Origin of the sequence: Belliella baltica DSM 15883 (assembly GCF_000265405.1) — a bacterium.
GTDB classification, from domain to species: Bacteria; Bacteroidota; Bacteroidia; order Cytophagales; family Cyclobacteriaceae; genus Belliella; species Belliella baltica.
The window spans coordinates 1680901-1703300 of the sequence record NC_018010.1 but is presented as its reverse complement, the minus strand read 5'-3'; the positions used below and the strand labels follow the sequence as shown (position 1 = coordinate 1703300).

Annotated in this window: 21 protein-coding genes; 11 read left to right on the top strand and 10 right to left on the bottom strand. The window is 36.2% G+C overall.

Going from position 1 to position 22400, the window contains the following annotated elements; genetic code table 11:
• Positions 1-43: 43 nt before the first annotated feature.
• A complete protein-coding gene (locus tag BELBA_RS07855) occupies positions 44-1312 on the top strand; it encodes an aspartate kinase (RefSeq protein WP_014772193.1) in 1269 nt (422 codons plus the stop codon).
• On the opposite strand, the gene BELBA_RS07850 is transcribed toward BELBA_RS07855, so the two are convergent.
• On the bottom strand, positions 1309-2181 hold the full coding sequence (locus BELBA_RS07850; protein ID WP_014772192.1) for a fructosamine kinase family protein: 873 nt from the start codon (positions 2179-2181) through the stop codon (positions 1309-1311). The two genes, BELBA_RS07855 and BELBA_RS07850, sit on opposite strands and share 4 nt — an antisense overlap.
• A complete protein-coding gene (locus tag BELBA_RS07845; RefSeq protein WP_014772191.1) occupies positions 2174-2659 on the bottom strand; it encodes a low molecular weight protein-tyrosine-phosphatase in 486 nt (161 codons plus the stop codon). Before BELBA_RS07845 ends, BELBA_RS07850 begins: the two co-directional genes overlap by 8 nt.
• Before the next feature lie 418 nt (positions 2660-3077).
• Here BELBA_RS07845 and BELBA_RS07840 point away from each other — a divergent pair, with 418 nt between their 5' ends.
• The 7 genes from BELBA_RS07840 to BELBA_RS07810 all read left to right on the top strand — a co-directional run bounded on the left by BELBA_RS07840 (position 3078) and on the right by BELBA_RS07810 (position 10418).
• Entirely contained in the window at positions 3078-3707 is a 630-nt protein-coding gene (locus BELBA_RS07840) for a peroxiredoxin (protein WP_014772190.1), read from the top strand.
• A 134-nt stretch (positions 3708-3841) separates the two neighbouring features.
• The gene (locus tag BELBA_RS07835) at positions 3842-5086 is read left to right on the top strand and encodes a 3-deoxy-D-manno-octulosonic acid transferase (protein ID WP_041779285.1); all 1245 of its coding nucleotides are present in this window, start codon (positions 3842-3844) and stop codon (positions 5084-5086) included.
• A complete protein-coding gene (gene rsgA / locus BELBA_RS07830) occupies positions 5087-6010 on the top strand; it encodes a ribosome small subunit-dependent GTPase A (RefSeq protein ID WP_014772188.1) in 924 nt (307 codons plus the stop codon).
• 95 nt (positions 6011-6105) lie between these two features.
• The gene (locus BELBA_RS07825; protein ID WP_014772187.1) at positions 6106-6609 is read left to right on the top strand and encodes a phosphoribosyltransferase family protein; all 504 of its coding nucleotides are present in this window, start codon (positions 6106-6108) and stop codon (positions 6607-6609) included.
• Between the two features lie 7 nt (positions 6610-6616).
• Positions 6617-7438: a 3-methyl-2-oxobutanoate hydroxymethyltransferase gene (gene panB / locus BELBA_RS07820; RefSeq protein ID WP_014772186.1), complete on the top strand. Its 822-nt coding sequence runs from the start codon at positions 6617-6619 to the stop codon at positions 7436-7438.
• Between the two features lie 252 nt (positions 7439-7690).
• A complete protein-coding gene (locus BELBA_RS07815) occupies positions 7691-9697 on the top strand; it encodes a tetratricopeptide repeat-containing sensor histidine kinase (protein WP_014772185.1) in 2007 nt (668 codons plus the stop codon).
• Between the two features lie 103 nt (positions 9698-9800).
• On the top strand, positions 9801-10418 hold the full coding sequence (locus BELBA_RS07810; RefSeq protein WP_245531151.1) for a response regulator: 618 nt from the start codon (positions 9801-9803) through the stop codon (positions 10416-10418).
• A 169-nt stretch (positions 10419-10587) separates the two neighbouring features.
• On the opposite strand, the gene BELBA_RS07805 is transcribed toward BELBA_RS07810, so the two are convergent.
• From BELBA_RS07805 to BELBA_RS20125, 3 genes are all read right to left on the bottom strand, one after another.
• Entirely contained in the window at positions 10588-11619 is a 1032-nt protein-coding gene (locus BELBA_RS07805) for a hypothetical protein (protein WP_014772183.1), read from the bottom strand.
• Between the two features lie 114 nt (positions 11620-11733).
• Entirely contained in the window at positions 11734-12663 is a 930-nt protein-coding gene (locus BELBA_RS20130; RefSeq protein WP_014772182.1) for a T9SS type A sorting domain-containing protein, read from the bottom strand.
• A 36-nt stretch (positions 12664-12699) separates the two neighbouring features.
• Complete coding sequence (locus tag BELBA_RS20125; RefSeq protein ID WP_014772181.1) at positions 12700-13839, bottom strand: FG-GAP repeat domain-containing protein; 1140 nt, start codon at positions 13837-13839, stop codon at positions 12700-12702.
• A gap of 78 nt (positions 13840-13917) precedes the next feature.
• Here BELBA_RS20125 and BELBA_RS07795 point away from each other — a divergent pair, with 78 nt between their 5' ends.
• Both BELBA_RS07795 and BELBA_RS07790 read left to right on the top strand, forming a co-directional pair.
• Complete coding sequence (locus BELBA_RS07795; protein WP_014772180.1) at positions 13918-15216, top strand: UDP-N-acetylmuramoyl-tripeptide--D-alanyl-D-alanine ligase; 1299 nt, start codon at positions 13918-13920, stop codon at positions 15214-15216.
• A gap of 161 nt (positions 15217-15377) precedes the next feature.
• Positions 15378-16058 carry a DUF2461 domain-containing protein gene (locus BELBA_RS07790; RefSeq protein WP_014772179.1) on the top strand — a complete coding sequence of 227 codons (681 nt, stop codon included), beginning with the start codon at positions 15378-15380 and terminating at the stop codon, positions 16056-16058.
• A gap of 461 nt (positions 16059-16519) precedes the next feature.
• On the opposite strand, the gene BELBA_RS07780 is transcribed toward BELBA_RS07790, so the two are convergent.
• The 5 genes from BELBA_RS07780 to istA all read right to left on the bottom strand — a co-directional run bounded on the left by BELBA_RS07780 (position 16520) and on the right by istA (position 21222).
• Positions 16520-16927 (bottom strand): hypothetical protein, encoded by a 408-nt coding sequence (locus BELBA_RS07780; RefSeq protein ID WP_014772177.1) that lies wholly within the window; start codon positions 16925-16927, stop codon positions 16520-16522.
• 10 nt (positions 16928-16937) lie between these two features.
• Complete coding sequence (locus tag BELBA_RS19965) at positions 16938-18137, bottom strand: glycoside hydrolase family 19 protein (protein ID WP_014772176.1); 1200 nt, start codon at positions 18135-18137, stop codon at positions 16938-16940.
• 414 nt (positions 18138-18551) lie between these two features.
• A complete protein-coding gene (locus BELBA_RS07770; protein WP_425358385.1) occupies positions 18552-18779 on the bottom strand; it encodes an integrase core domain-containing protein in 228 nt (75 codons plus the stop codon).
• Positions 18780-18906: 127 nt separating this feature from the next.
• On the bottom strand, positions 18907-19650 hold the full coding sequence (gene istB, locus BELBA_RS07765; protein ID WP_014770947.1) for an IS21-like element helper ATPase IstB: 744 nt from the start codon (positions 19648-19650) through the stop codon (positions 18907-18909).
• Between the two features lie 15 nt (positions 19651-19665).
• On the bottom strand, positions 19666-21222 hold the full coding sequence (gene istA, locus BELBA_RS07760) for an IS21 family transposase (protein WP_014772175.1): 1557 nt from the start codon (positions 21220-21222) through the stop codon (positions 19666-19668).
• 296 nt (positions 21223-21518) lie between these two features.
• On the opposite strand from istA, the gene BELBA_RS07755 reads away from it, so the two are divergent.
• Positions 21519-21902, top strand: a complete 384-nt coding sequence (locus BELBA_RS07755; RefSeq protein ID WP_157466070.1) for a LytR/AlgR family response regulator transcription factor — start codon at positions 21519-21521, stop codon at positions 21900-21902.
• The last annotated feature ends 498 nt before the right edge of the window (positions 21903-22400 follow it).

Genomic DNA, 22400 nt, shown 5'->3' with positions numbered 1-22400 from the left:
ACAAATTGTAAATTGAACAATTGAAATTACAACATAATTCTCTATGTCAAAAGTAAATGTTTTCAAATTTGGGGGAGCTTCTGTAAAAGATGCCGATTCTATTAAAAACCTATTCAATATTATATTCAATCGATTGCAAAACCCCACCATAATAGTGGTATCAGCTATGGGGAAGAGTACAAACGCCTTAGAAGAGATCTTGATATCAAAAATCGAACAAAAGCCATTTTCTTCGAATTATACAATTTTTAAAGACTATCATAAATCGATTTGTTCTGAATTATTTCCTCAAAATCATCCTATATTCAATACACTTGAAAATCAATTCAAAGACCTGCAGGATTTGCTTAATCAAGCACTAATTCCCGAAAACTACGATGAATATTATGATCAAATAATCTGCTATGGAGAAATAATCTCGACTATCATCATTCAAGCTTATTTAAGTTTAATGGAGATTCCATGTATTTGGCAAGATGCCAGAGATATCATAGCTACAAATAATGATTTTAGATTTGCAAAGATAGATTGGGAGTTGACAGAGCAGCATTGTAAATCAAAGCTTAGACCTATTTTAGAGGAAACTACAATTATTACTCAAGGTTTTATAGGAAGAGAATCATCTGGAAAAACTACAACACTCGGAAGAGAAGGCTCTGACTTTACAGCATCTATCCTCGCTTCATGTCTTCAAGCAGAAGCTGTCACCATTTGGAAAGATGTGGAAGGAGTACTCAATGCAGACCCTAAAAGATTCAATAACACAATCAAATTCGATGAGCTAGATTACAAAGAAGCTGCTGAATTAACCTATTATGGGGCATCTGTCATTCATCCAAAGACAATCAAGCCACTTGCTAATTTAGGGATTCCACTTTTTGTTAAATCTTTTCTCAAACCTGAAGGAGCTGGCACCAAAATTCATCATGTCAAATCCTTAAATACTGTTCCTTGCATTGTTGTAAAAGACAATCAAGTCTTAGTCAGTTTCAAAGTGACAGACTTCACTTTCATCAATGAATCTCATATTCAGCAAGTTTTTACTGTTTTAGAAAAACTCAAACTCAAAGTAAATCTCTTGCAGACTTCTGCGATCAGCATCTCTATCGTAATAGACGAACAATTATTTAAATTAGAAAAATTGATCAAAGAATTAGAGTCTTTTTTCAGCATAAGATATAATGAAAAATTACAGCTTTTGACAGTGAAAAATCAAAATGAAAAATTAGTGAAAGATCTGATGAAAAATAAAGAAATTCTTTTGGAACAAGTCACAAGAACAACTTTCCAGATCATCTATAAACCCTTTTAAATTAGCTTATTAACCGTCTTCTGAATACCCGAGAGATAACTTTTTCCAAAAAGTAAAAGATGTACCAATAGAGGGTAAAGGTTATAAATTTCCTTTCTATCTTCAAATCCATCTGAAAGTGGGAAAATAGCATTATAAGCATCATAAAACCTTTGGTCAAAACCTCCAAACATCCTAGAAAAAGCGAGGTCAATCTCTCTGTTTCCATAATAAATAGCAGGATCAATTAAGGAGGGATGACCATTTTTATCAGCCATTACATTTCCAGACCATAGATCCCCGTGAACCAATGCAGGTCTTTCCTTCGGAAAAAAATCCCTAAGCTTTGGGTAAATTAACCTAAATTTCTTCAAAAAACTTTCATCTACTAGACCTTCAAAAAAAGCCCTTCCAATCAACGGCTCTAATCTCTGATCGATGAAAAAATCAGCCCAAAGCGAAGTATATTGATTGTTTTGAGATAGAGAAGAAATATAATTGGAATAAGTTAATCCAAACGATTCTTGAGTTGTCATATGCATCTGAGCCAATCCTTCACCAAGTTTTTCCCAATAGTCGATCGATCTTTCACTTGAATCTATCCATTCCATCAATAGAAAATTGAAATCTTCAACTTCACCAAAGTAAATCACTTCGGGAACAGTCAAAGGGCAACTTTTAGATAAAAGGCGAAGACCAAGAGCCTCTTTTTCAAAAATGTCTTTGGTGTTTTCAAAATTTACTTTTAAAAAATAAGACCCTTTATCAGTGATGAGCTGTATCCCTTGATTGACATTTCCAGCTGCTACAAGCCGAGCTTGATTTACTTCTATTTCTTTACCAAAGCTTAAAAAAAGTATTTGTTCATAACGTGCATTTAAATCAAACATAAACTTTATGCTCTTCTTTTAAAAATTCTAAAAAGTGCGTGATCGAATCATTCAAAATATCATAAACTTCTTCAAAGGCTTCAATTCCACCATAATAAGGATCAGGAACTTCAATTTGATCTGTATCAGGCTGAAACTCGCGTATCAGGTAAACCTGCTCGTGGCTTAATCCACTACTATCTATCAAACGTTCAATATTTACTTTATTTGATTTATCCATAGCGATCAGATAATCAAATTCCCGCACATCCACTCTATTAATTTGTCTCCCTCGATGAGATATTTTTATACCCTTATCCGCTGCACACTGAAGTGTACGCTCATCTGGCAACTCACCAATATGGTAGTCTGAAGTTCCACAACTATCACTTTTAAACTTTTGTGAAAGACCATTTTCCTTTATCTTTTGATTGAAAATAGCTTCAGCAAGGGGGGATCTACAAATATTCCCCAAACAAACGAATAATACTTTAACCATTGATGAATTAATGTTTCCTTGAAACTTTAAGCAAGGTACAAGATAAATAAATTTTGACAAGGAAGTCAAACACTTAAGACACAAAAAATAGCATTGAGGAATTTTTCTAAAAATTTTATTCTGATGTATAGTTAAGAGCGAAATTTCACTTCTCCTCTTTCCATTTCAGACAACATTTAAATACGCCTTTTCTCTAAATTACAAAATTCACCAAATTTCATTTGGTATTAATTTTGAAAGATATGTAAGTATCGTTAAATTTGCATAACAATTTGGAAATCAAACTGGTTAATTATTACCAATATTTTAATCAAACAAAGCCGCCTCCATCAAGGCGTTTTATTTTAGATTGAAATTTGAGATTTTACCAAATTTTATTTCAGAAACAAAAAGCTTATCACAATTAAACAATAACATTATGTCATTAGTAGGAAAAAAAGCACCCATTTTCAATTCTCCAGCAGTAATCAATGGAGAAGAAATCGTTGAGGGTTTTTCACTAGAGCAATTCATAGGCAACAAAGAAGTTGTATTCTTCTTTTATCCAAAAGATTTCACTTTCGTTTGTCCAACCGAAATTCTTGCATTTCAAGAAAAATTAGCTGAATTCGAAAAAAGAGGTGTTGCCGTAGTAGCAGCTTCCACAGATACTGAGGAGTCACACTTAGCATGGTTAAACACCCCAAAAGAACAAGGTGGTATCATGGGTGTAACTTACCCAATCGTAGCTGATACAGCAAAAACTATCGCACACAACTTTGGTGTCTTAGCTGGAGAGTGGAACTACAATGAAGAAGGTGAACTAATTTTTGAAGGAACACCTGTTGCTTATAGAGGGACATTCTTGATAGATAAAAATGGTATCGTAAGACAAGAAACAATCAATGATCTTCCTTTAGGTAGAAGCATTGACGAAACTTTGAGATTGGTAGATGCGCTACAACACGTAGAAAAATTCGGAGAAGTTTGTCCGGCAAACTGGGAAGAAGGTAAAGAAGCAATGACTGCTACAAAAGAAGGTGTGTCTGCATATTTAACTAATAATTAATCTTTGCGAACTCAATAAATTAGGAAGCCTCGGTCAAATTCTGATCGAGGCTTTTTCAATTTATTTTAATAACTGAGATTTTATCTTTAATTTTCCACTGACCTGATAAACCAAATTTAAACCATTTTTGAAACATGAAATTGATCTATAATTTTTCAATGGAGCTTTTTTCCATCATCACGTGCTTACTCCAAAATACTAGTCCAAAACTCAAGCTCTTTGTCAAGGGAAGAAAAAATATCTGGAATGGATTAGAGCAATTCAAAAACGATTCAAATAGTCCAATCGCATGGTTTCATGTTGCCTCACTTGGAGAATATGAACAAGCCAAGCCAGTCATCAATCAGCTAAAAAAACGAGAGCCAGAACAAAGGATTATAGTTAGTTTTTTTAGCCCCTCAGGTTACGAAAATTCTCAAAAAAAGAAGCAAGAAAATGTTGACTTCATAACTTACTTACCTATTGATACAGCAAGAAATGCCAGAAAATTTCTTGAAATTCTTCAGCCAAAAATGGCCTTTTTTGTGAAATATGATCTGTGGGCAAATTATATTTTGGAAGCAAAAAAACAAAATATTCACCTTTACCTCTTCTCTGCTGCTATGAGAGAAGACCAAGTGTATTTCCAACCCTTTGGTGGCTTTTTTAGAAAAGTTTTAAAATCATTTGATCATATCTTTACTCAAAACGAGAGAAGCCTTGATCTCCTACTTCAAATTAATATCAAAAATAGCAGCCTTGCTGGAGATACCAGGTTCGATAGAGTCTCTCAAATAAAGTCAGAACCGGTTGATTACAAACAAATTAAAATATTGATTGAAAACCAAAAAACGATAGTTATTGGTTCAGCTTGGCAAAAAGATATGGATCTGTTGATTCCTTTTATCAATCAGTCAAAAGATTTTGTTTTTATCATCGCTCCCCATGATATCCATGAAAGTACTATGGCAGAATGGGAAGGAAAAATTGATAAATCAACAGTTAGATTTTCAGAAATTACTACAACCGAAAGTGCAGAAGTAATAATAATCGATAATATTGGAATGCTCTCTTCACTTTATCAATATGCATATATCGCCTATGTTGGAGGTGCATTTGGCAAAGGATTACATAATATTTTGGAGCCTTTGGCTTTTGGAATTCCTGTTATTTTCGGAAAACTAAAGAAAGCAAAAAAATTTCCTGAAGCTAAAATAAGCATAGATTATGGGGCTAGCTGTTCAGTTGCTAACTTTGAGGAGCTGAAGTCCATCATCAATGAATTGAAAGATCCGGAACTTTACCAAGAAGCTTGCAATGCGGCAAATAAATTGGTAAAAGAAAATCTAGGTGGAGCTGAGAAAATCGTAAACCTAGTGATGTCAAAAAATCAAAATTAAATGAACGGAAGGGTAGTCAAATCTACAGGAAGCTGGTATATAGTCAAGACTGAAAATGGTCTAGTCAAATCCCGATTAAGAGGAAAATTCAAGCAAGATGACCTGAAGCTCACCAACCCAATTGCTGTGGGAGATTATGTTACTGTCACAAAGGAAGAAGGACAACCAACTTGGACGATAGATGAAATTTTACCTAGAGAAAATTACATCATCCGGAAATCAACTCGAAAAACACATTTTTCACATATCATTGCTTCAAATATTGATCAAGCATTTCTAATTATTACCCTTCGCAATCCTCGAACTTCACTAGGATTTATAGATAGATTTTTGGTTAGTACAGAGAGTTTCAGAATTCCTGCGACTATCATAGTCAATAAGATGGACTTAGAGTACAAGGAAAAAGATCTTGATTACCTGCAAGACATTCATGACATTTATGACATTTTGGGATATGATGTTTTGGAAATTTCAGCTCTTGATGAAAGCGATCTCCAAGAACAATTCATGCCATTATTGACAGAAAAGACCACATTACTTTCAGGACACTCAGGTGTAGGAAAATCCACTTTACTTAATAAAATCATCCCAGAAGCAGATCAAGTCACAAAAGAAATATCAAAATTCAGTGCTAAAGGCGTTCACACAACTACTTTTGCAGAGATGTTTGAGATTCCAAAAGGTGGATATCTTATTGACACCCCTGGAATCAAAGAATTTGGAATTTTGGACATCAGCGATTTTGAGCTTTCGCATTATTTCCCGGAAATGAGAAAATATCTCGGAAAGTGCAAGTATAATAATTGCAGACATATCAATGAGCCAGGATGTATGGTTTTAGAAAAATTGGAAGAAGGATACATTCATCCTTATCGCTATGATAGCTATATCAATATTCTCAATGAAGAGGACGACCACAGATAGCGTTTGGTAATAAATCTGGTCTCCGCAGTCAAAAAAGTTTGAAACCAAATTCATTTACTGTAATTTCCCTTTTTAAAAATTTCGAAAATATTCAGATGATTGATCATAAAACTCTGGTTCTCAACCACCGCAAAATCCAACAAAAAATAACGCGGATGGCTTATGAAATATACGAACGCAACTCCTCAGAAGATGAGATTATTTTTGCCGGAATATCGGGAATGGGTAAGGTCTTAGCTGAACTTTTGGCAGAGAAATTAAAAGAAATTTCACCATTAAAAGTAGGGTCGATTGAAGTTGTCGTAGATAAAATGTCAATCGTCCAAGGTAAGGTCACTTTATCTGAAAGTATAGATATGAATAATAAATGCCTCATATTAGTCGATGACGTACTGAATACAGGCAAAACATTAGCCTATGCACTGAAACCATTTCTAGAAATTCCAATCAAAAAAATGGAGCTTGCAGTTCTAGTCAACAGAAGTCATAAATTATTCCCTGTGTCTCCAGACTACACTGGATTAGAACTTTCAACAACCCTCAACGAACATATTTCTGTCAATCTAAGCACTGACAATTACTCAGTCCACCTTCACTAAGCCCAAAATGTCTGTACATCAATCTTCCAATATCAAAAGAATCACCACACATACGCTTCAAGAGATGAAGTCTCGTGGAGAAAAAATCTCCATGCTAACAGCTTATGACTATTCTATGGCAACCATTGTTGATGGTGCTGGAGTAGATATTATCTTAGTAGGTGATTCCGCATCCAACGTAATGGCAGGTCACGAAACCACTCTACCTATTACAATGGACCAAATGATCTATCACGCAAGCTCAGTCGTACGTGGTGTTAAAAGAGCTTTTGTAGTTGTTGATATCCCTTTTGGTTCCTATCAAGGAAATAGTTCTGAGGCCCTAAGGTCAGCAATTCGAATAATGAAAGAATCTGGTGCACATGCTGTAAAAGTAGAAGGAGGATCTGAAATTAAAGAGTCCATTACCAGAATTTTGAGTGCAGGCGTGCCAGTGATGGGTCACTTAGGCTTGACACCACAATCCATTTATAAATTTGGAACTTATACTGTAAGAGCCAAGGAAAAGGAAGAAGCAAACAAACTGATTGAAGACGCTAAGATTTTGGAAGAAACTGGCTGCTTTGCATTGATTTTAGAAAAAATCCCTGCTAAACTTGCCAAAAAAGTAGCAGAGACAGTGACTATTCCAGTGATAGGAATTGGTGCAGGTGGCGATGTCGATGGACAAGTTTTGGTAGTTCATGATATGCTAGGCATCACACAAGAGTTCAAACCAAGATTTTTGAGACAATACGCCGATCTTCAAAATATCATGACAAAAGCAGTACAAGATTATATCACTGACGTCAAATCAAAAGACTTCCCCAACGAAAGTGAGAGCTACTAATTTTTCGCATTTGATGAATATTATATGAATTTATATTTTCACGGCAGTAAAAACTTAAAAGAATCTTAATTTAATGCGCTTCGATGTAGCATCAATGTGGACTGTCTTGCTATTGAAAGTGTATAATTTTCTAGAATATCATAAGGGAAATATTCATATAATAGTGTCATAGCAGATAATCACATCATATTTTTTTTAAAAAAGTATAATTATCAGCTATATTGTTTAGATGTTTATGTAATCACCTAGACGATGAAAAATCTCAGCATCAAATTAAAAGCTCTACTCTGCTGTTTCTTTTTAACTCCTCTTATTGGCCAAGCTCAGGATCAAGCTATAGTTCTAGATAGTTTGGAAAATGTAATCAAAACTTCCTCTATAGACAGTATCAAGGCTGAGGCTTTGATGGATTTAGCTTGGCAAAAAATGTATTCAGATAACCAAGAAGCACTTGCTCTGGCTTATCAAGGTCTGGAGACGTTAGAAAACATTAAGAGTCTTCGCATTGCTGGATATGCTTATACTGTCATTGGAGTAGTCCATTGGGTGAGTTCATCTTATGATTCGGCAGCTTATTATTTAGATAAATCAGCCAAAGCCTACTCATCCAAAGAGGATTACAAAGGACTTTCAGCAGTTTACAACAATCTCTCCATGGTTTATCAAAATAAAAGCGACTATGGAAAAGCACTGGAATATGCCATCCGAGCATTAGAAACAGCTGAAAGAATCGGGGATGAAAAAATGATTGGCAACTCTCTATTCTCTGTAGGAAATATCCATTATTTATTAGAAGATAATCCAAAAGCATTGAGTTATTACCAGAATGCTTTAAAAACAAAAATCAAAGTTAATGACCAGCATAATCTTCAAAAGATCTATTTGAATTTGGGATCAACTTTTCATAACCTCAAAGCGCTGGATTCTGCAGCATACTACTATGACAAATGCGTCATCGCTTCTGAGCAACTTGGAGATTACAAGGCATTGGCTATAGCTTCTACAAATCTAGGAAACTTGGATATGGATCAAGGCAAACCAAATCAAGCGCTTACTCATTATGACAGATCACAAGAAATCTATCAATCAAGGTTAAATAATGATTATGACTACGCTATGCTCCTTCATTCGATGGCCAAAGCCCAACTTCAATTAGGAAACTATATTTTGGCAGAAGATTATGGAAAAAAGTCATTAGAATTATCAGAAAAAATCAAGGATAATAAATTATTAACATCCTCTCACACAGTGCTCAGCGATATTTTTCAAGAAAAAGGTGAATTCAAAAACGCTTTGAATTTCTTCAAAATCGCCCAAACTTTTAGAGATAGTATTTTCAACCTAGACAAGGCAGCCTTATTGGCTGATATCGAAACTAAGTACGAGACAGAAAAAAAAGAAGCCCAAATCATCCTACAAGAAGCCGAACTTTCAAGACAGCAGGCTAGCAATCAGAGAAACCTTATTTTCATATTCTCTCTGCTTGTGATCTTGATTTTAATAGGCATCCTTTTTATCCTCAATCAGAGCAGACAAAAAAAAGCACGCCAACTTCTGATACAACAAAAGGAAATCGAAATCAAAGAAGCATACATTAACTCGGCACTTGAATCCCAAGAGCTTGAAAGAAAACGTTTTGCACAAGACCTCCACGATGGTTTCGGACAGCTAATTTCAGCATTGAGACTACAAATTTCTAATCTAAACAACGATTCAAAAGATCTTGAAAATAAAGCTGCAATAGTTGACAAAAGTGAAGAAATTCTTAAAGAAATGCACACTGAAATCAGAAACATTGCTTTCAACTTGATGCCCGCTACACTAATACAGTATGGTCTCAAAGAATCTCTAAATGAATTTGCGCAGCGAATCAACAATTCTGGAAAAATTAAGGTCATAGTGGACACTCACGAAATGTCAAAAAGGCTAAGCGAAATTCAAGAAATCTCCCTTTATCGTGTCATTCAGGAATGGGTTAATAATGTGATCAAATATTCAAAAGCTCAAAAAATAACCATACAGCTGGTCCAACATGATAATGAACTCAACTTGTTAATTGAAGATGACGGAGAAGGATTTGACATCAATATACTCCAGAATAGTTTAGGAAATGGTTGGAGAAATATTCAATCAAGGCTAAATAGAATCAAGGCTGATTTTGAAATAGACAGCCACCCTGATCGAACGGGAAGTAGCTTCATAATCGATCTTCCACTAGAGAAAAAGTCAGCTATAGAGCAATCCACCTTAGTCTCATAATATACCCACTAGCACGGATTTTCTATATGCTTTTCCAAAAGTAAATTGCTTCATGATTGCAATGGTACACCAATTTCTGAAACTTAACAATAAACCTAAAGCCATGAAAGTATTTCTGGTAGATGATCATGCCATCCTCTTAGACGGGATTAAAAGTTTACTTGAAAGAGATGACTCTCTTCAAATTACTGGGGAAGCAAACACAGCAGAAAAAGCCTTGGAATTTATCAAACAAAATGCTGTAGATCTTCTGATAACGGACTTTAACTTACCTGGTCTAGATGGGCTTGCATTGGTCAGATTAGTCAAAAAAATCAGCCCAGAAACCAAAATCATCATGCTCAGCATGCATGATGAAGTCCATTTGGTAAAAGAAATCCTCAAAGAAGGAATCCACGCTTATATTCTTAAGAATGATAGCCACAAAGAACTTTTATCAGCTATTTCTGCAGTCAAAGTAGGGAAAATTTATTTGAGTAATGATATCAATAAAATTATCATCAATAGCCTTCAGTTTCCTGATGAAGAAAAAATGCTTACTGATCGAGAGCGAGAGATTCTCAAACTAATCGCACAAGAATGCTCAAACAAAGAAATTGCTGAGCAACTTTTTATCTCCGAGCGTACTGTAGAGACCCATAGGAAAAATATATTCCGAAAGACAAAGACTAACTCCCTTGTAGGCTTAATCAAGTTCGCTTATGCCAATAATTTGATCTGATTTACCTACTTCAAAAATGAAATCCACTTTTCAGTTTAATCCATTGGGCTTTAAGTGGCTTATATCCTCAATTGAAAAATGTCTCAGATTCCAAATATAAAAATACCTTTGAATAAGTTGAAGAAAGTAAAAGCCAAGGCTCTCACCTTGGCTCTGGTCAGTAAATTTATTACTTCCCTTTGGCCCCAACGACCAATGCTTTTGCAAACTCTTGTGAGTATTGGGTAAAAAGGTCTTTGGCTGCTGCCATATAGTCTTCTTTAGACATTTCTATTATTCTGGGATCAAAATCAACACTTGGAACACCAATCGCAAAAAACTTTTTGAACAAACTTTCAGCTTTGTCTTTATCAGTATAAATATTAGCATTATATTCTTTGCTAGAAATAAACTCAGTAGAAAGGCTGGCTGGAGCAGAATTTGGTCCTCCTTTCGGGGTTATAAAATCCATGATATTATAAGTTATTCGCATTTTAGGAAGTATCTTCATTTCTGCAGTTGTGGTTTTGCCTCTTGTTCCTGCATCTATTTCAACTTCCAAATCAACCGTTGAAAAATCTATTGTTAGATTTTGCAAAATCATAGCAGCATTTGTTTCAGCATGAACTTTTTTAAGCATTCCATAAAAAGCTGGACCACCACCTTTCATCACTGATTTTTCGTCAAACATAAATAATGTATGATTTGGATATACTTTTACAGTACCAAACCCAACATCATTTGGATCTGCTTTACTTTGTTTTTTCTCAGTTTTATCAGAATATTTATCTTTTATCTTTTGAAAACTTTCTAGTTTATCAACTTCTTCCATCTGCAAAACATTAAATCCAGCTTTCTCAATTTCATTTTCTAAAATTTCATGAAAGTCATCAGCAAGTAACTGAAAATCAGAAAGCTCCATTCCAGCATTCAAAATAGTTGTTACCCTTGCTGAGCTAGACTGTCTTCCACTATATTGCCCCCCTTTACTATGAGCTGCCATATTATTTGCAAAAGCGCTGAGTTTTGATTCCTTCTCTACCTGTTTGGTTTCTACATAAGTTTCAAACCCAATCTGCATTTGAGGAATATAAAATGATTCCTGATTTTTTAGAGATTTGTTATAAAAGCCTTTAGCTCCAAATCCATTGAACATTTCCTGAGCAAATAGAGATCCTACAGATAAACTGATGATCGCTGCAGATAAGATGATTTTTTTCATGATTTTTTTGGTTTCGTTGGGATAAAATTCTTTCTACAAAACTGCAAAACCATAGTCCTGAACACCATACCCAAAAAATTGTATATTCATCTACCCACTAGCACGGATAGGTCATTATCGAACTATTACTTTTTTGCTATAAACGGCACCTTTCTCAACTCTAAAGCTCAAAAAATAAACACCTGAAGCTAAAGCGTTGGATTGCAGCTCAACTTCTCGATTAGCTTGAATCTCTATATCATCTAATAAAACTTGTCCCAGACTGTTTACCAACTGAACTACTGCTGATTGATTCGCAATCACGCGAATAGGGCCATCAGTTGGATTAGGAAATACCTTTACTAAAAACTCCTCAGAACTAGGACCATCTACTGACTCAGAAGTTTTGAGATAAATCAAACCTCCTGCTGTCGTCCCCAAAAGCAAATCATAATCAGATCCAAATGCATCAGGAATGGAGCTAACCCAAGTATTTCTACCGAGTCTTGTAGGTCGAAACTCTTCTCCTATTCTAACCAAAACCTCTTCTCTAACAGCTGAATCCATAAAATCGGAAATGTATAATACACCACCCCGCTGATCTACTGCATACAAACTCGGTCGCTGCCCTGCAACAACATGAACATTGAGATTACGGGATGAAGGATTATCTTGGAATCCTAAGAAATTCCTTTCTAAGAGGCTAAGCTGTGGTAAAGCATTCAAAAAATTCACCCCAAATAAAATCAACTCCCCTGTTTGCCTTGCCAACAAGGCATAATCTTGATTTTCAAAAGAAAAAAACTCAAAATGATCCAAAGGCCTTGGTGTAATACCTGAAACATTGGTTTCTTGAAGATTTTGAAGGTTTGATTGTGTTGTGTAAAATAACTTTTTGACTAAGGATAAATTCATAGTATCTGTTCCTGCCAACCAAAAACTCTCTTGCCCTTGTGCATTTCTGAAAGCTTGGAATTGCAAATCAGTCAAATCAAGTTCCGATAATCCTAAATAATCTTCCTCAACGACTTCCCAAGCTTGTTCTGTAACAGATATCCGATTCAAATTCCCTACAACCCGATTCCCGATTAAAGAATTTGCCTAGAGTAGAAGTGACCCATTTAACTTATTTCCTTGAAAAAAAGGTCTTGTATTTTCTCCTAAATCCAACATCCGATTTTGAAGAAAAGGCTGAATATTTCCTCCTTCTAGGGGAATAGAAAATATATTTTTAGCATAATCAGCTCGAAAGATACCCGCAATAGCAGAAGAATTTGTACTTATTAAAAGTTGATTTTCCCAGAGCTGTGCAGCATGAAAAATAGGAAACTCTGGTAAATCTCCAATATTAGGAAGCGAAGTCGCAAATTCATCAAAAATTGGTGTTGCATTCGTTCCTTTGTTGGGCAAATAATAAAGTACATCACATTCATCTTGACCCATCAACAAATCAAAAATACCATCTCCATTGAAGTCCGAGTATAAAATCGAATGACCTCCAGCATGTTGAATTCTCTGATTTTCATCATCGAGAATCCTACCAATAGGTAATCCTGAACAAGTAACTCCAAAGCTAAAGCTTCCGCAACTGCAGAACTCAAATTCTCCCCATCTCGGCTCTGGAAAAGCAAAACCATCAACATCTGCAAAACCTTTTCGTTCGATGGATGTATTTCTGTAAAACTCCAAAAAATCCCCTGAAGCGAAATTGAAAGTGGCAATATCCAAATCTCCATCTCCATCTACATCCAAAATCAATGGAATATCAAGATTGTTCGCTTGAAGGTTGGAGTTGTTGTCAAGTCTTAGAAAGTTCTGAGCCAATTCCCAACTTGGGAAAGTAGCTCCAACAGGACTAACATTTTTATAAGCTCTAATTCCAAAAGGACTACTTGTAAAAAGATCTTTTTTCCCATCGCCATCAAAGTCAGCTAGAACCAAAAACCCATTTACATCAGAAGGAAAATAGTAAGCCATCTCAGGGAAGAAAGTGTAAACATCATTTTCAATCTTAAAAACAGAAATCTGACGGGCATTGATATCCCAAATGACCATTTCATCTTCACCATCTCCATTCACATCCATTGTTTGGATCTGAGCGGCGTTTAGTCCTCCTGCAAAGGGCAATTCTAAATTCCCACCATTTTGAGTGAGATTTATATTTTGATCAAATTGAAAAGAAGTTTGCGCTAAACTCGCGCTCAAAGTGAAAAGGAATAAAAAAGTAAAATACTTGATCATGGATATAAATAACGACAGAATTTTGATAAAGATGTTTCGAATATCTTAATTTTAAAGATTATTCGTAAAAAATAAATGATGAACATCGAACTTCTCTACCTACACTTTCTCAAATCCACAGGCGTCAGCACCGATACAAGGAAAATTGATCAAGGAAATATATTTTTTGCACTCAAAGGACCGAATTTCAATGCCAATACATTTGCAGCACAGGCATTGGAAATTGGTGCCGCTTTGGTAGTCGTAGATGAAGCAGAAGTAATCCCGAATAATGACACGAGATATTTTCTAGTTGAGGATGTTTTGACTGCTTTACAGCAACTAGCCCTGCATCACAGAAGACAACTCAGTATTCCCATCATAGGACTAACAGGCAGTAATGGTAAGACTACATCCAAAGAACTCCTCCACGCTGTTCTAAAGCAAAAATTTAAAACTTCAGCCACAGTAGGGAATCTAAACAACCACATTGGAGTGCCATTAACATTGCTCGCAATAGAAAAAGATACCGAAATTGCGATTATAGAGATGGGCGCCAACAAGCAAGGCGATATCAAAGAACTTTGTGACATCGCAGAACCTACACATGGGTTTATCACCAATATCGGAAAGGCTCACTTGGAAGGTATGGGAGGACCAGAAGGAGTCTTGAAAACCAAAACCGAGTTGTTTCAACACTTAAGAGCACACAAAGGAACTGTCTTTATCAATTCCCAGGACCCTATCCTTTCCAATATGGCTAAGCGATTTGAAAACCCAATTCTCTACCCTGCAAAAGGAGATTTTTGTGAAGTTGAGTTTGTGGATGCCAATCCCTTTGTAAGATTCAAAGTAGAAGGAAGCGAAGCAACACATCTTAGTTCCATGATAGGAGCATATAACTTTGGGAATATTGCCACCGCTATTACTTTAGGTAAGTTTTTCGGTGTTTCTATAGAAAAGGCAGTTCAGGCTATCGTCAATTACAAGCCTTCCAATATGCGTTCTCAACTCGTAGAAAAACGAAGCAACCTGATCATCCTAGACGCATACAATGCCAACCCATCGAGCATGGAAGTTGCGATCAAGACTTTTGGTGAGATGACTGGCAAAAAATACAAAATGATCATCTTAGGAGATATGTATGAACTTGGTGACAGCACACAAGTTGAACACGAGAAATTGGGTGAATTGGTCAGCCAATATGCTTTTGATAAAATTTGCTTTGCCGGCAAGCATACGCAAGCAGCTTTGGCCAAAGCTCCGATGAAAGCACTCTATTTTCCAGATCCTTTTTCCTTCCGAAACTGGCTTCAAGACTCCAAGTTCGAAGATCATCTGATCCTGATCAAAGGTAGTAGGGGAATGAAATTGGAGGGGTTGGTTGATTTTATTTAAAGGATCAACAAGAATGAAATTCACCATCATTCGATCAAAATAACTATTAATCAGCAATATTTAACATACTCGCATTATTTTAAGTGATTTACTTAAAACAACGGTTCCCAACTATTTTACTTCTTCTTGGTTAAATTAAAAGATCTCAATAAATATAAAATATGCCAACTCCATACCTTGATTTTCTAAAAGAATTAGCCAATAACAACTCCAAAGAATGGATGGATGCCAATCGGGATTGGTATCAGAAGGTGAGAGGGGAGTTTATTGAAGATGTAGGAGAAATGTTAGGAGGTATTACCGCTTGGGAGCCTGCATTGACGGCTTTTAAAGCCAAAGATTGTGTTTTCAGACAAAACAGAGACATCCGTTTTTCTGCAAACAAAGCCCCATATAAAACCAATTTTGCAGCATATTTTTCTACAGGAGGAAAAAAATCCAATGGACCTGGGTATTACTTGCATTTACAACCAGGAGAGAGTTTCATCGCTGGAGGAATCTGGATGCCACAGGCTGATGTATTGAAGAAAATCCGTCAAGAAATCGATTACTCTGGGGAAGAACTGCTTAAGATACTCAATGAACCTACTTTCAAGAAACATTTTTCCAGCTTAGAAGGCGAGCAACTTAAAACAAGCCCAAGAGATTACGATGCTGAGCATCCACATATTGATTTGCTGAGATACAAGAGTTTTATTGTCTCTACGCCTTTGGCCGACAAAGATATTTCTTCTGGCAATTTCAAAAACAAAACGCTCAATGCCTTCAAGCTGATGAAACCCTTTCACGATTTTCTGCATCAAGCGGTGGATGAAGCTGAAAGTGGGGAGGGGTTGTTGTGAGAAAAGCATCCCCAAAAAGCGTTGTTCTGGGGATACTTCTTATACTTATATCTACCTCCTAATTTCCCTCTATCAGGTCCTTGCAAGATCCTGTTGTATAAATTTGTACGCCTATTCCCTTGATATTACTTTCTTTGCTTATCCAATCAGTACTATCTATCAAAATCAAGGTTTTTTCAAATAGACTTGAATCATTTTTAAACCAATAGATAAATGGCGTTTTATATTCTTTTATTATGGTAATAGTATCTAAACAGAGGTTAGCTTTGTCAATGTGGAAATCTATTTCATCCTTTTGATCCATTTAAATATAACCCCACCCAAAGCAAACATGCCTCAAATCGGCTCATCTGCTGTAACACGAACTTCTAAGGCTTTAATCTTATGATTTAAAACAAATCGGTCCTTAGATAGGTAATCTCCTTGAAAGATTATGTAAACCGAAGTAGGTTCTATATAGTTTAGTTAGTTTTTTTGAAACTAAAAAATCCACTTCCACCTAAATACCTTAGCTGAAGATATTCATTTCCCATAGAATAAATTTCGTAACAATATTGTTCAGAAGTATTTACTACATTTTTTCTAACCAAATATTTAAAAAGAGGACCTTCATCAACTTCAAATCCACATTGAGGACTTGTCTTTTCAATAGAGTAATAATAAACATCACTTAACTCTCCTTCGTAATACTCATTTAATTTCCCATCTGACTTAAATTCCCAAACCCAATTAGGATCGTCAGTACTTACATATTTTCCTAAGAGACTTTCATCTGAATCCTGTTGATAAAAAAACAACTTGAATCCAACAAGCAAAGCTACAACTGTAATAGGAACAATTACTTTAACTAATAACTTTATTCTTTTCATGGCTTTTATTTTATATACAATTTATAATGTCTTTTACTTTATTGAATAACTCTCGTCTATGTGGAAGTCCATTCTCACCGCCATTCACTAATTGGGTTACTTTTTTAATGTTTGTAAATTCATTGATATCAATCTTTTTTAAAACTTTATTTTCAAAATACCATAATGCGCTGATTACTGCTAATTCAATGTTATTCGAAACCATTTCAGGGTTTTTAATTAAATCAATGTTTGCATTGAATTTTTCATTATAAAATTTGTTGAATTGCTCATAATTATATTTTCCTGTAATTTGAAAAATTCCTCTTCCCCTATATTTATATCCATCACCTTGTGAAGTATTTCCAAGTTGTTTACGAGCATAGACATAATTTGCAAGCTTTACAGGATCTACAAAATCAGAATTTTCAGATCTTTTAAAATCATTTGGATTAGCTTTTAAAGAGTTTGCTGTTGGGTTTGAGATTGGGTTAAAATAGGTTTCAAAATTATCCTTCGTACCTAATTTTTCCCATCTATAGTTCAAGTTTTCCTCTAAAGCTGAGAAAGTCTTTCCAAGATAGTTAGTGCTTTCGTGCGCAGCTTGGGCTAAAAAATGATTCATCTTTTCTTTTGAATCTATACCAAAATCTTTTGAATGCTTGTTAACAAACTTCTCAAGTTCCCCCAAAAATGAATCAGGAGCATCAGGGAATGCATTTTTCAGGTCTTCTTTGCTTGTTTTACATGGATCATCTTCTTCAAATTCTCCTCCCAAGTCTCCACCACCAGGGAAAGCATAACAATCAAACTCTTCACAAAAACTATCTCCTCCAGGGCTAGACCCTCCAGGCCCCGAGCTTCCTGTATCTACACAATAAGTTATAATACTAGTACCACCACTGTAAATCGTACAATCATAAATACTTTCATAACACACCACATAAGAAGGATTTTCTACTATTGAAGTAATGCATGTCGTGCTCTTATTTACACCTATCTGCTTTGAGGCTCTAGTATCTTCTAATAAGACTTTGCTATAACTGACCATTTGACCTTCTTTAAAGCTAAAGGTAATATAATGTCCATCATTCATGCCAAAAGCTTCTATGATTCCATTCCAATCCTTTGGGATATGGTTATAACTTACCTGATCTATATTTTCTTGCAAACTATAAAATCTAACCAATAACGGAGAATATTCTGCACCTTCAAGCTTTTTTATAAACAAGACACTTTGCTTGATTTTGATTTTACTTTTATCATCAACTGAATCTACTAAGAATCCAGGAATAGAAATTTTCTCACTTTTTACAGAGAACTCTGCACTAAACTCTAAAATCTCCAGACAGATGGCTACTTAAATGGAAGGTGTTTTTGGAACAATCAAAAACCATTATAGGCTTGATAAAATCAAGGTGAAAGGGGAAAAAAGAGAAAAATTGATGATATTTTTTGGGATTAAGTCAGCAAATGCGGTTTTGATTGCAAAAAGAAGAGTAGCAAAAGAAAGTCCACTATAACACTCCCCATTTGTTGGACCAAAAGTATCAGTTGCTAAGTTAATTTATTTATTTGTTAATACTTCTTTAGTTGTTCTATTTCCCAAGGGTACCCTTGGGAAATAGAACAACTAACTTTTACTTTATGATGCTTTTCGGGTTGGCCCATAATATCTTTCCCCAGGCTTCTCCCTAGTGGTATGATGAACCTTTTGGTTGTAATATTCAACATACCATTTGACACCTTTGAGCAGGTCATAACCGTCCTCGCTTGGGTTCAGATAGATGTAATCATACTTGATCGACTTCCAGAACCTTTCAATATATACATTGTCCAAAGCCCTTCCCTTTCCGTCCATTGATACTTTGATATCCAGCCCTTCAAGGTAATTGATTGCATATAGCGGTCAAAGTGACCCCCTATCAGCGCTGCAAAGTGACCCCCCGGAGTTAAGTAGTTTTTTTGGTCAGGAATAGTGGACTTACATCGCGTTAAAGTTATTGTTTTTCGGGATTAATATTACGTTTTCTTCTCAGGGATTCTCCCTTTAGTTCTATCCGGTGAGCATCGTGCACAATTCTGTCCAAAATAGCATCTGCAAGAGTTTGATCTCCGATTATTTCATACCATGCACTGACCGGTAACTGCGAAGTGATGATGGTGGACTTTTTACCATGTCGGTCCTCTATAATCTCCATCAGCAACATTCTGCTCTGAACATCTAGGGGTTGTATCCCAAAGTCATCGAGTATCAACACATCAAGTTTTTCGAGTTTGAGCATCTCTTTGATAGAAGATCCATCAGCCTTAGCCATTTTCAGTTGGGTAAGCAACTTAGTCGTATTCGCATAAAGGACTTTGTGTCCCTTGCTACAAGCCTGATTGCCCAAGGCACAGGCAAGATAACTCTTACCTGTGCCTGTACTTCCTGTCATCAGAATGTTTTCTCCTTTGTGGATGTATGCTCCGTCTGCGAGTCTCAATAGTTGATTTTTGTCCAGTTCACGCCCGGGACGAAAATCCAGTTCCTCGACAGTGGCTTTGTATCGGAAACGTGCACCACGAAGGCTTCGATCCATCCTGCGGTTTTGACGGTCATCCCATTCGTTTTCCACGAGCAGACTAATCAGTTCATCCGGTGTAAGGGATGACAGAGAGCCGGATTCTGTGGCATGACTGAAGCTTCGTGACATGCCGTAAAGCTTCATTTTTCTCATTTTTTCAATTGTTTCTTGTATCATTGGAATTGGTGTTTGTTAACTGAAGTATCTGTTGCCACGGATGTTGTGGTGTTTGGGCATCTGGGAAGACTCATCCAGCTGTTCATCGGAAAAACTGATTGCGTCTAAATTTTTGGAAAGGATCTGTTCAATCATAGGATAGGTGTAAACACCATACTCTGACGCTCTTTTGCAGGCTCCAGTGATCCGCTGTGAACCCACTTTGCGGGCAAGATGAAGGATCCCGGAGCAGGATCTATAACCTTGCTCCGGATGGGGAATAGATTCCATCAGGCTGGATAGGAATTTCCCTACCTCCTTGCTGATCTTATTGCCTTCACTTACAAAGAATTCATAACTCCAATCGGATACATACTTCTGGTTTCCGGCCAGATGATCCCTTAGTGTCGTGTACTTATGCTTCCTTTTATCGCGTTTGTGTTTGGCTATAGGATGATACTTGTAAAAGATCTCTACCTGGTCATCATTGAAAAGGACTTTGACTTTCTTTCCCATATACTGATGGGGAACACTGTAGTAGTGTTTATCCTCTCCAAGACAGATATGGGTATTTTTCATTACTGTGCATACTCTTACACTCATCAACTGGTAAGGGAGTTCAGGAAGAGCCAGCAGACTGCTTCGTTCAAGTGTCTCAAACTGCTCTCTGCGACTTTCCTCTCCTCTTAGCGCATAGTCATTGTAGTTAGCTAACAATGTAAAGAGCGCTTCATTGAGGCTTTCAAGAGATAAGAAAACTTTACCTTGTAGCTCCATATAAATCCTCTGATATACCAATCTAACAGCACCTTCTACAAGAGATTTTTCTCTGGGTTGTCGGGGTCTTGCAGGAATAATAGTGGTATTGTAATGCTCAGCAAATGTTTCGAAGGTCTCGTTGAGGACTGGGGAGTATTTACTGCCTTTGGAAACTGCAGACCGGAGGTTGTCAGGCACGATTACCCTTGGAACCCCGCCGAAGAACTCCAGCATCCTTGTGCAGCTTCCAATGAAGTCTGGTTTCTGCTGAGTGTAAGTAGCTTCTACATAAGTGTATTGAGTACAACCTAGAGTAGCCACAAATACCTCTACTGGAAAATGTTCACCAGTTTCAGGGTCAGTAACATGGAGCTTTTTCCCTGCATAATCGATGAAAACTTTCTCTCCTGCTGGATGGTCAAAATGCATAGTTAGTCCCTGCCGACCCACGTATTCCCGAATATGCTTTCGAAACTGACTTGACTGAAAACCGTCGGGGTGCTTCTCTCGATATTCTTCCCAGAGACGTTGACGTGTCATACCTTTTGTACGCAGCTTCTTTACAATCCCAGGTAATAAAGGAAGTAGTGTTTCCAACCTGTCACTTTGCTGAACAGGAGATGGAGGTCCTAATATTAATTCAGCTAAACCTTCATCGGAAAGCTGATTAACCTCTTCAAAGGATAGACCTGTTTGTCTAAATCTTTTGAGATAGGACTTGACAGTGTTGCGGGAGACTCCCATTAATTTACTGAGCTGCTTGGAGCCATGGCCTTCAAAATGGCCTCGTAAAATTTGTTTGATCTTGTTCATGGTAAGAGTGCGATTGGCCATGGGAATGCTTAATTGTTTGCACTCCTAACAGGACTTAAAAGCTTCCTATTCCATTCCAAAAAAATAACTTTTGACGGGGGGCAGTTTACATCACCAGCTGGGGGTCAATTTAAATCGTCAACTGGGGGTCAACTTCATCATTTTTTGCAATCAGAAGAAAAGCAGAGGTACCCATTATTTTTATTACTTCTTTTTCAGATTCCCAAATAATCGAAAGGGTAAAAGAAATCAAACCTGAAGGTTTTATCCTCAAGCCATTCAGTCAGGAAACATTGACTACCACAATCGAATTGGTCTTGAGTAAATTTTATACTGAAAACGAAAACTACGGACACCATAAATCTTCTAATAAAATGGATGACACTTTTTTTATCCGAGACAGAGGATGGCTGAGAAAAATAAAAATACATGATATCCAATATATAAAAACAGAGGGTACTTATACCCATATAATTACCGAATCAAAAAGTTTTACCCTCAGAAGTCCAATTAAGGACATTGCACCAAATCTACCTGAAACTGATTTTAAGCGAGTCCACAAATCATATATTGTAAATGTCAATCGGATTGATGCTGTTTCTGCCAAAGAATTGAAAATCAATGAGGAAATTATACCGATAGGAAGAAATTATCATGCTGATCTCCAGAAAATGATCCAAAAACTCAATGATTCTGAATGATTAAATTCCGGTGAAATTATTCTAAAGGATTTATTACCAACATAATAAAACTTTGGCATCCATTTACAAACCCAACTAACTTAAAGAAAATACTTAAACTCTTATGAGGCTTACTTTTTTTTGGATTTTTAAAATGTTAACACCCGTTGAATGATGATTTGTTGACTAAAGGCTAATTAGGAGAATGTCAATTCGAGCTAAAAGCATGACTGGACTACAATTTATGGAGATGATGGGGCTTTTGGAAATGAAGCACTGGAACTTTCAGGGTTTGAATTCAGAGTTTATAAGTCCCGTAGCAATTAAGAATTGTATTACAACACCAATATAGCCAGGCTGGACTAAATAAATGCCTGGCTATATCATTTTTTAAAGCAGCAAAATAAATAATATCATAGACAAGCTATTCGGCAGTTCCAAATAAGCCAATGATTTGTATTGAGCCTGTACCCGGAATGGAAGGTTGACTACAGGGTTCTATCATATAAATTGAATAGA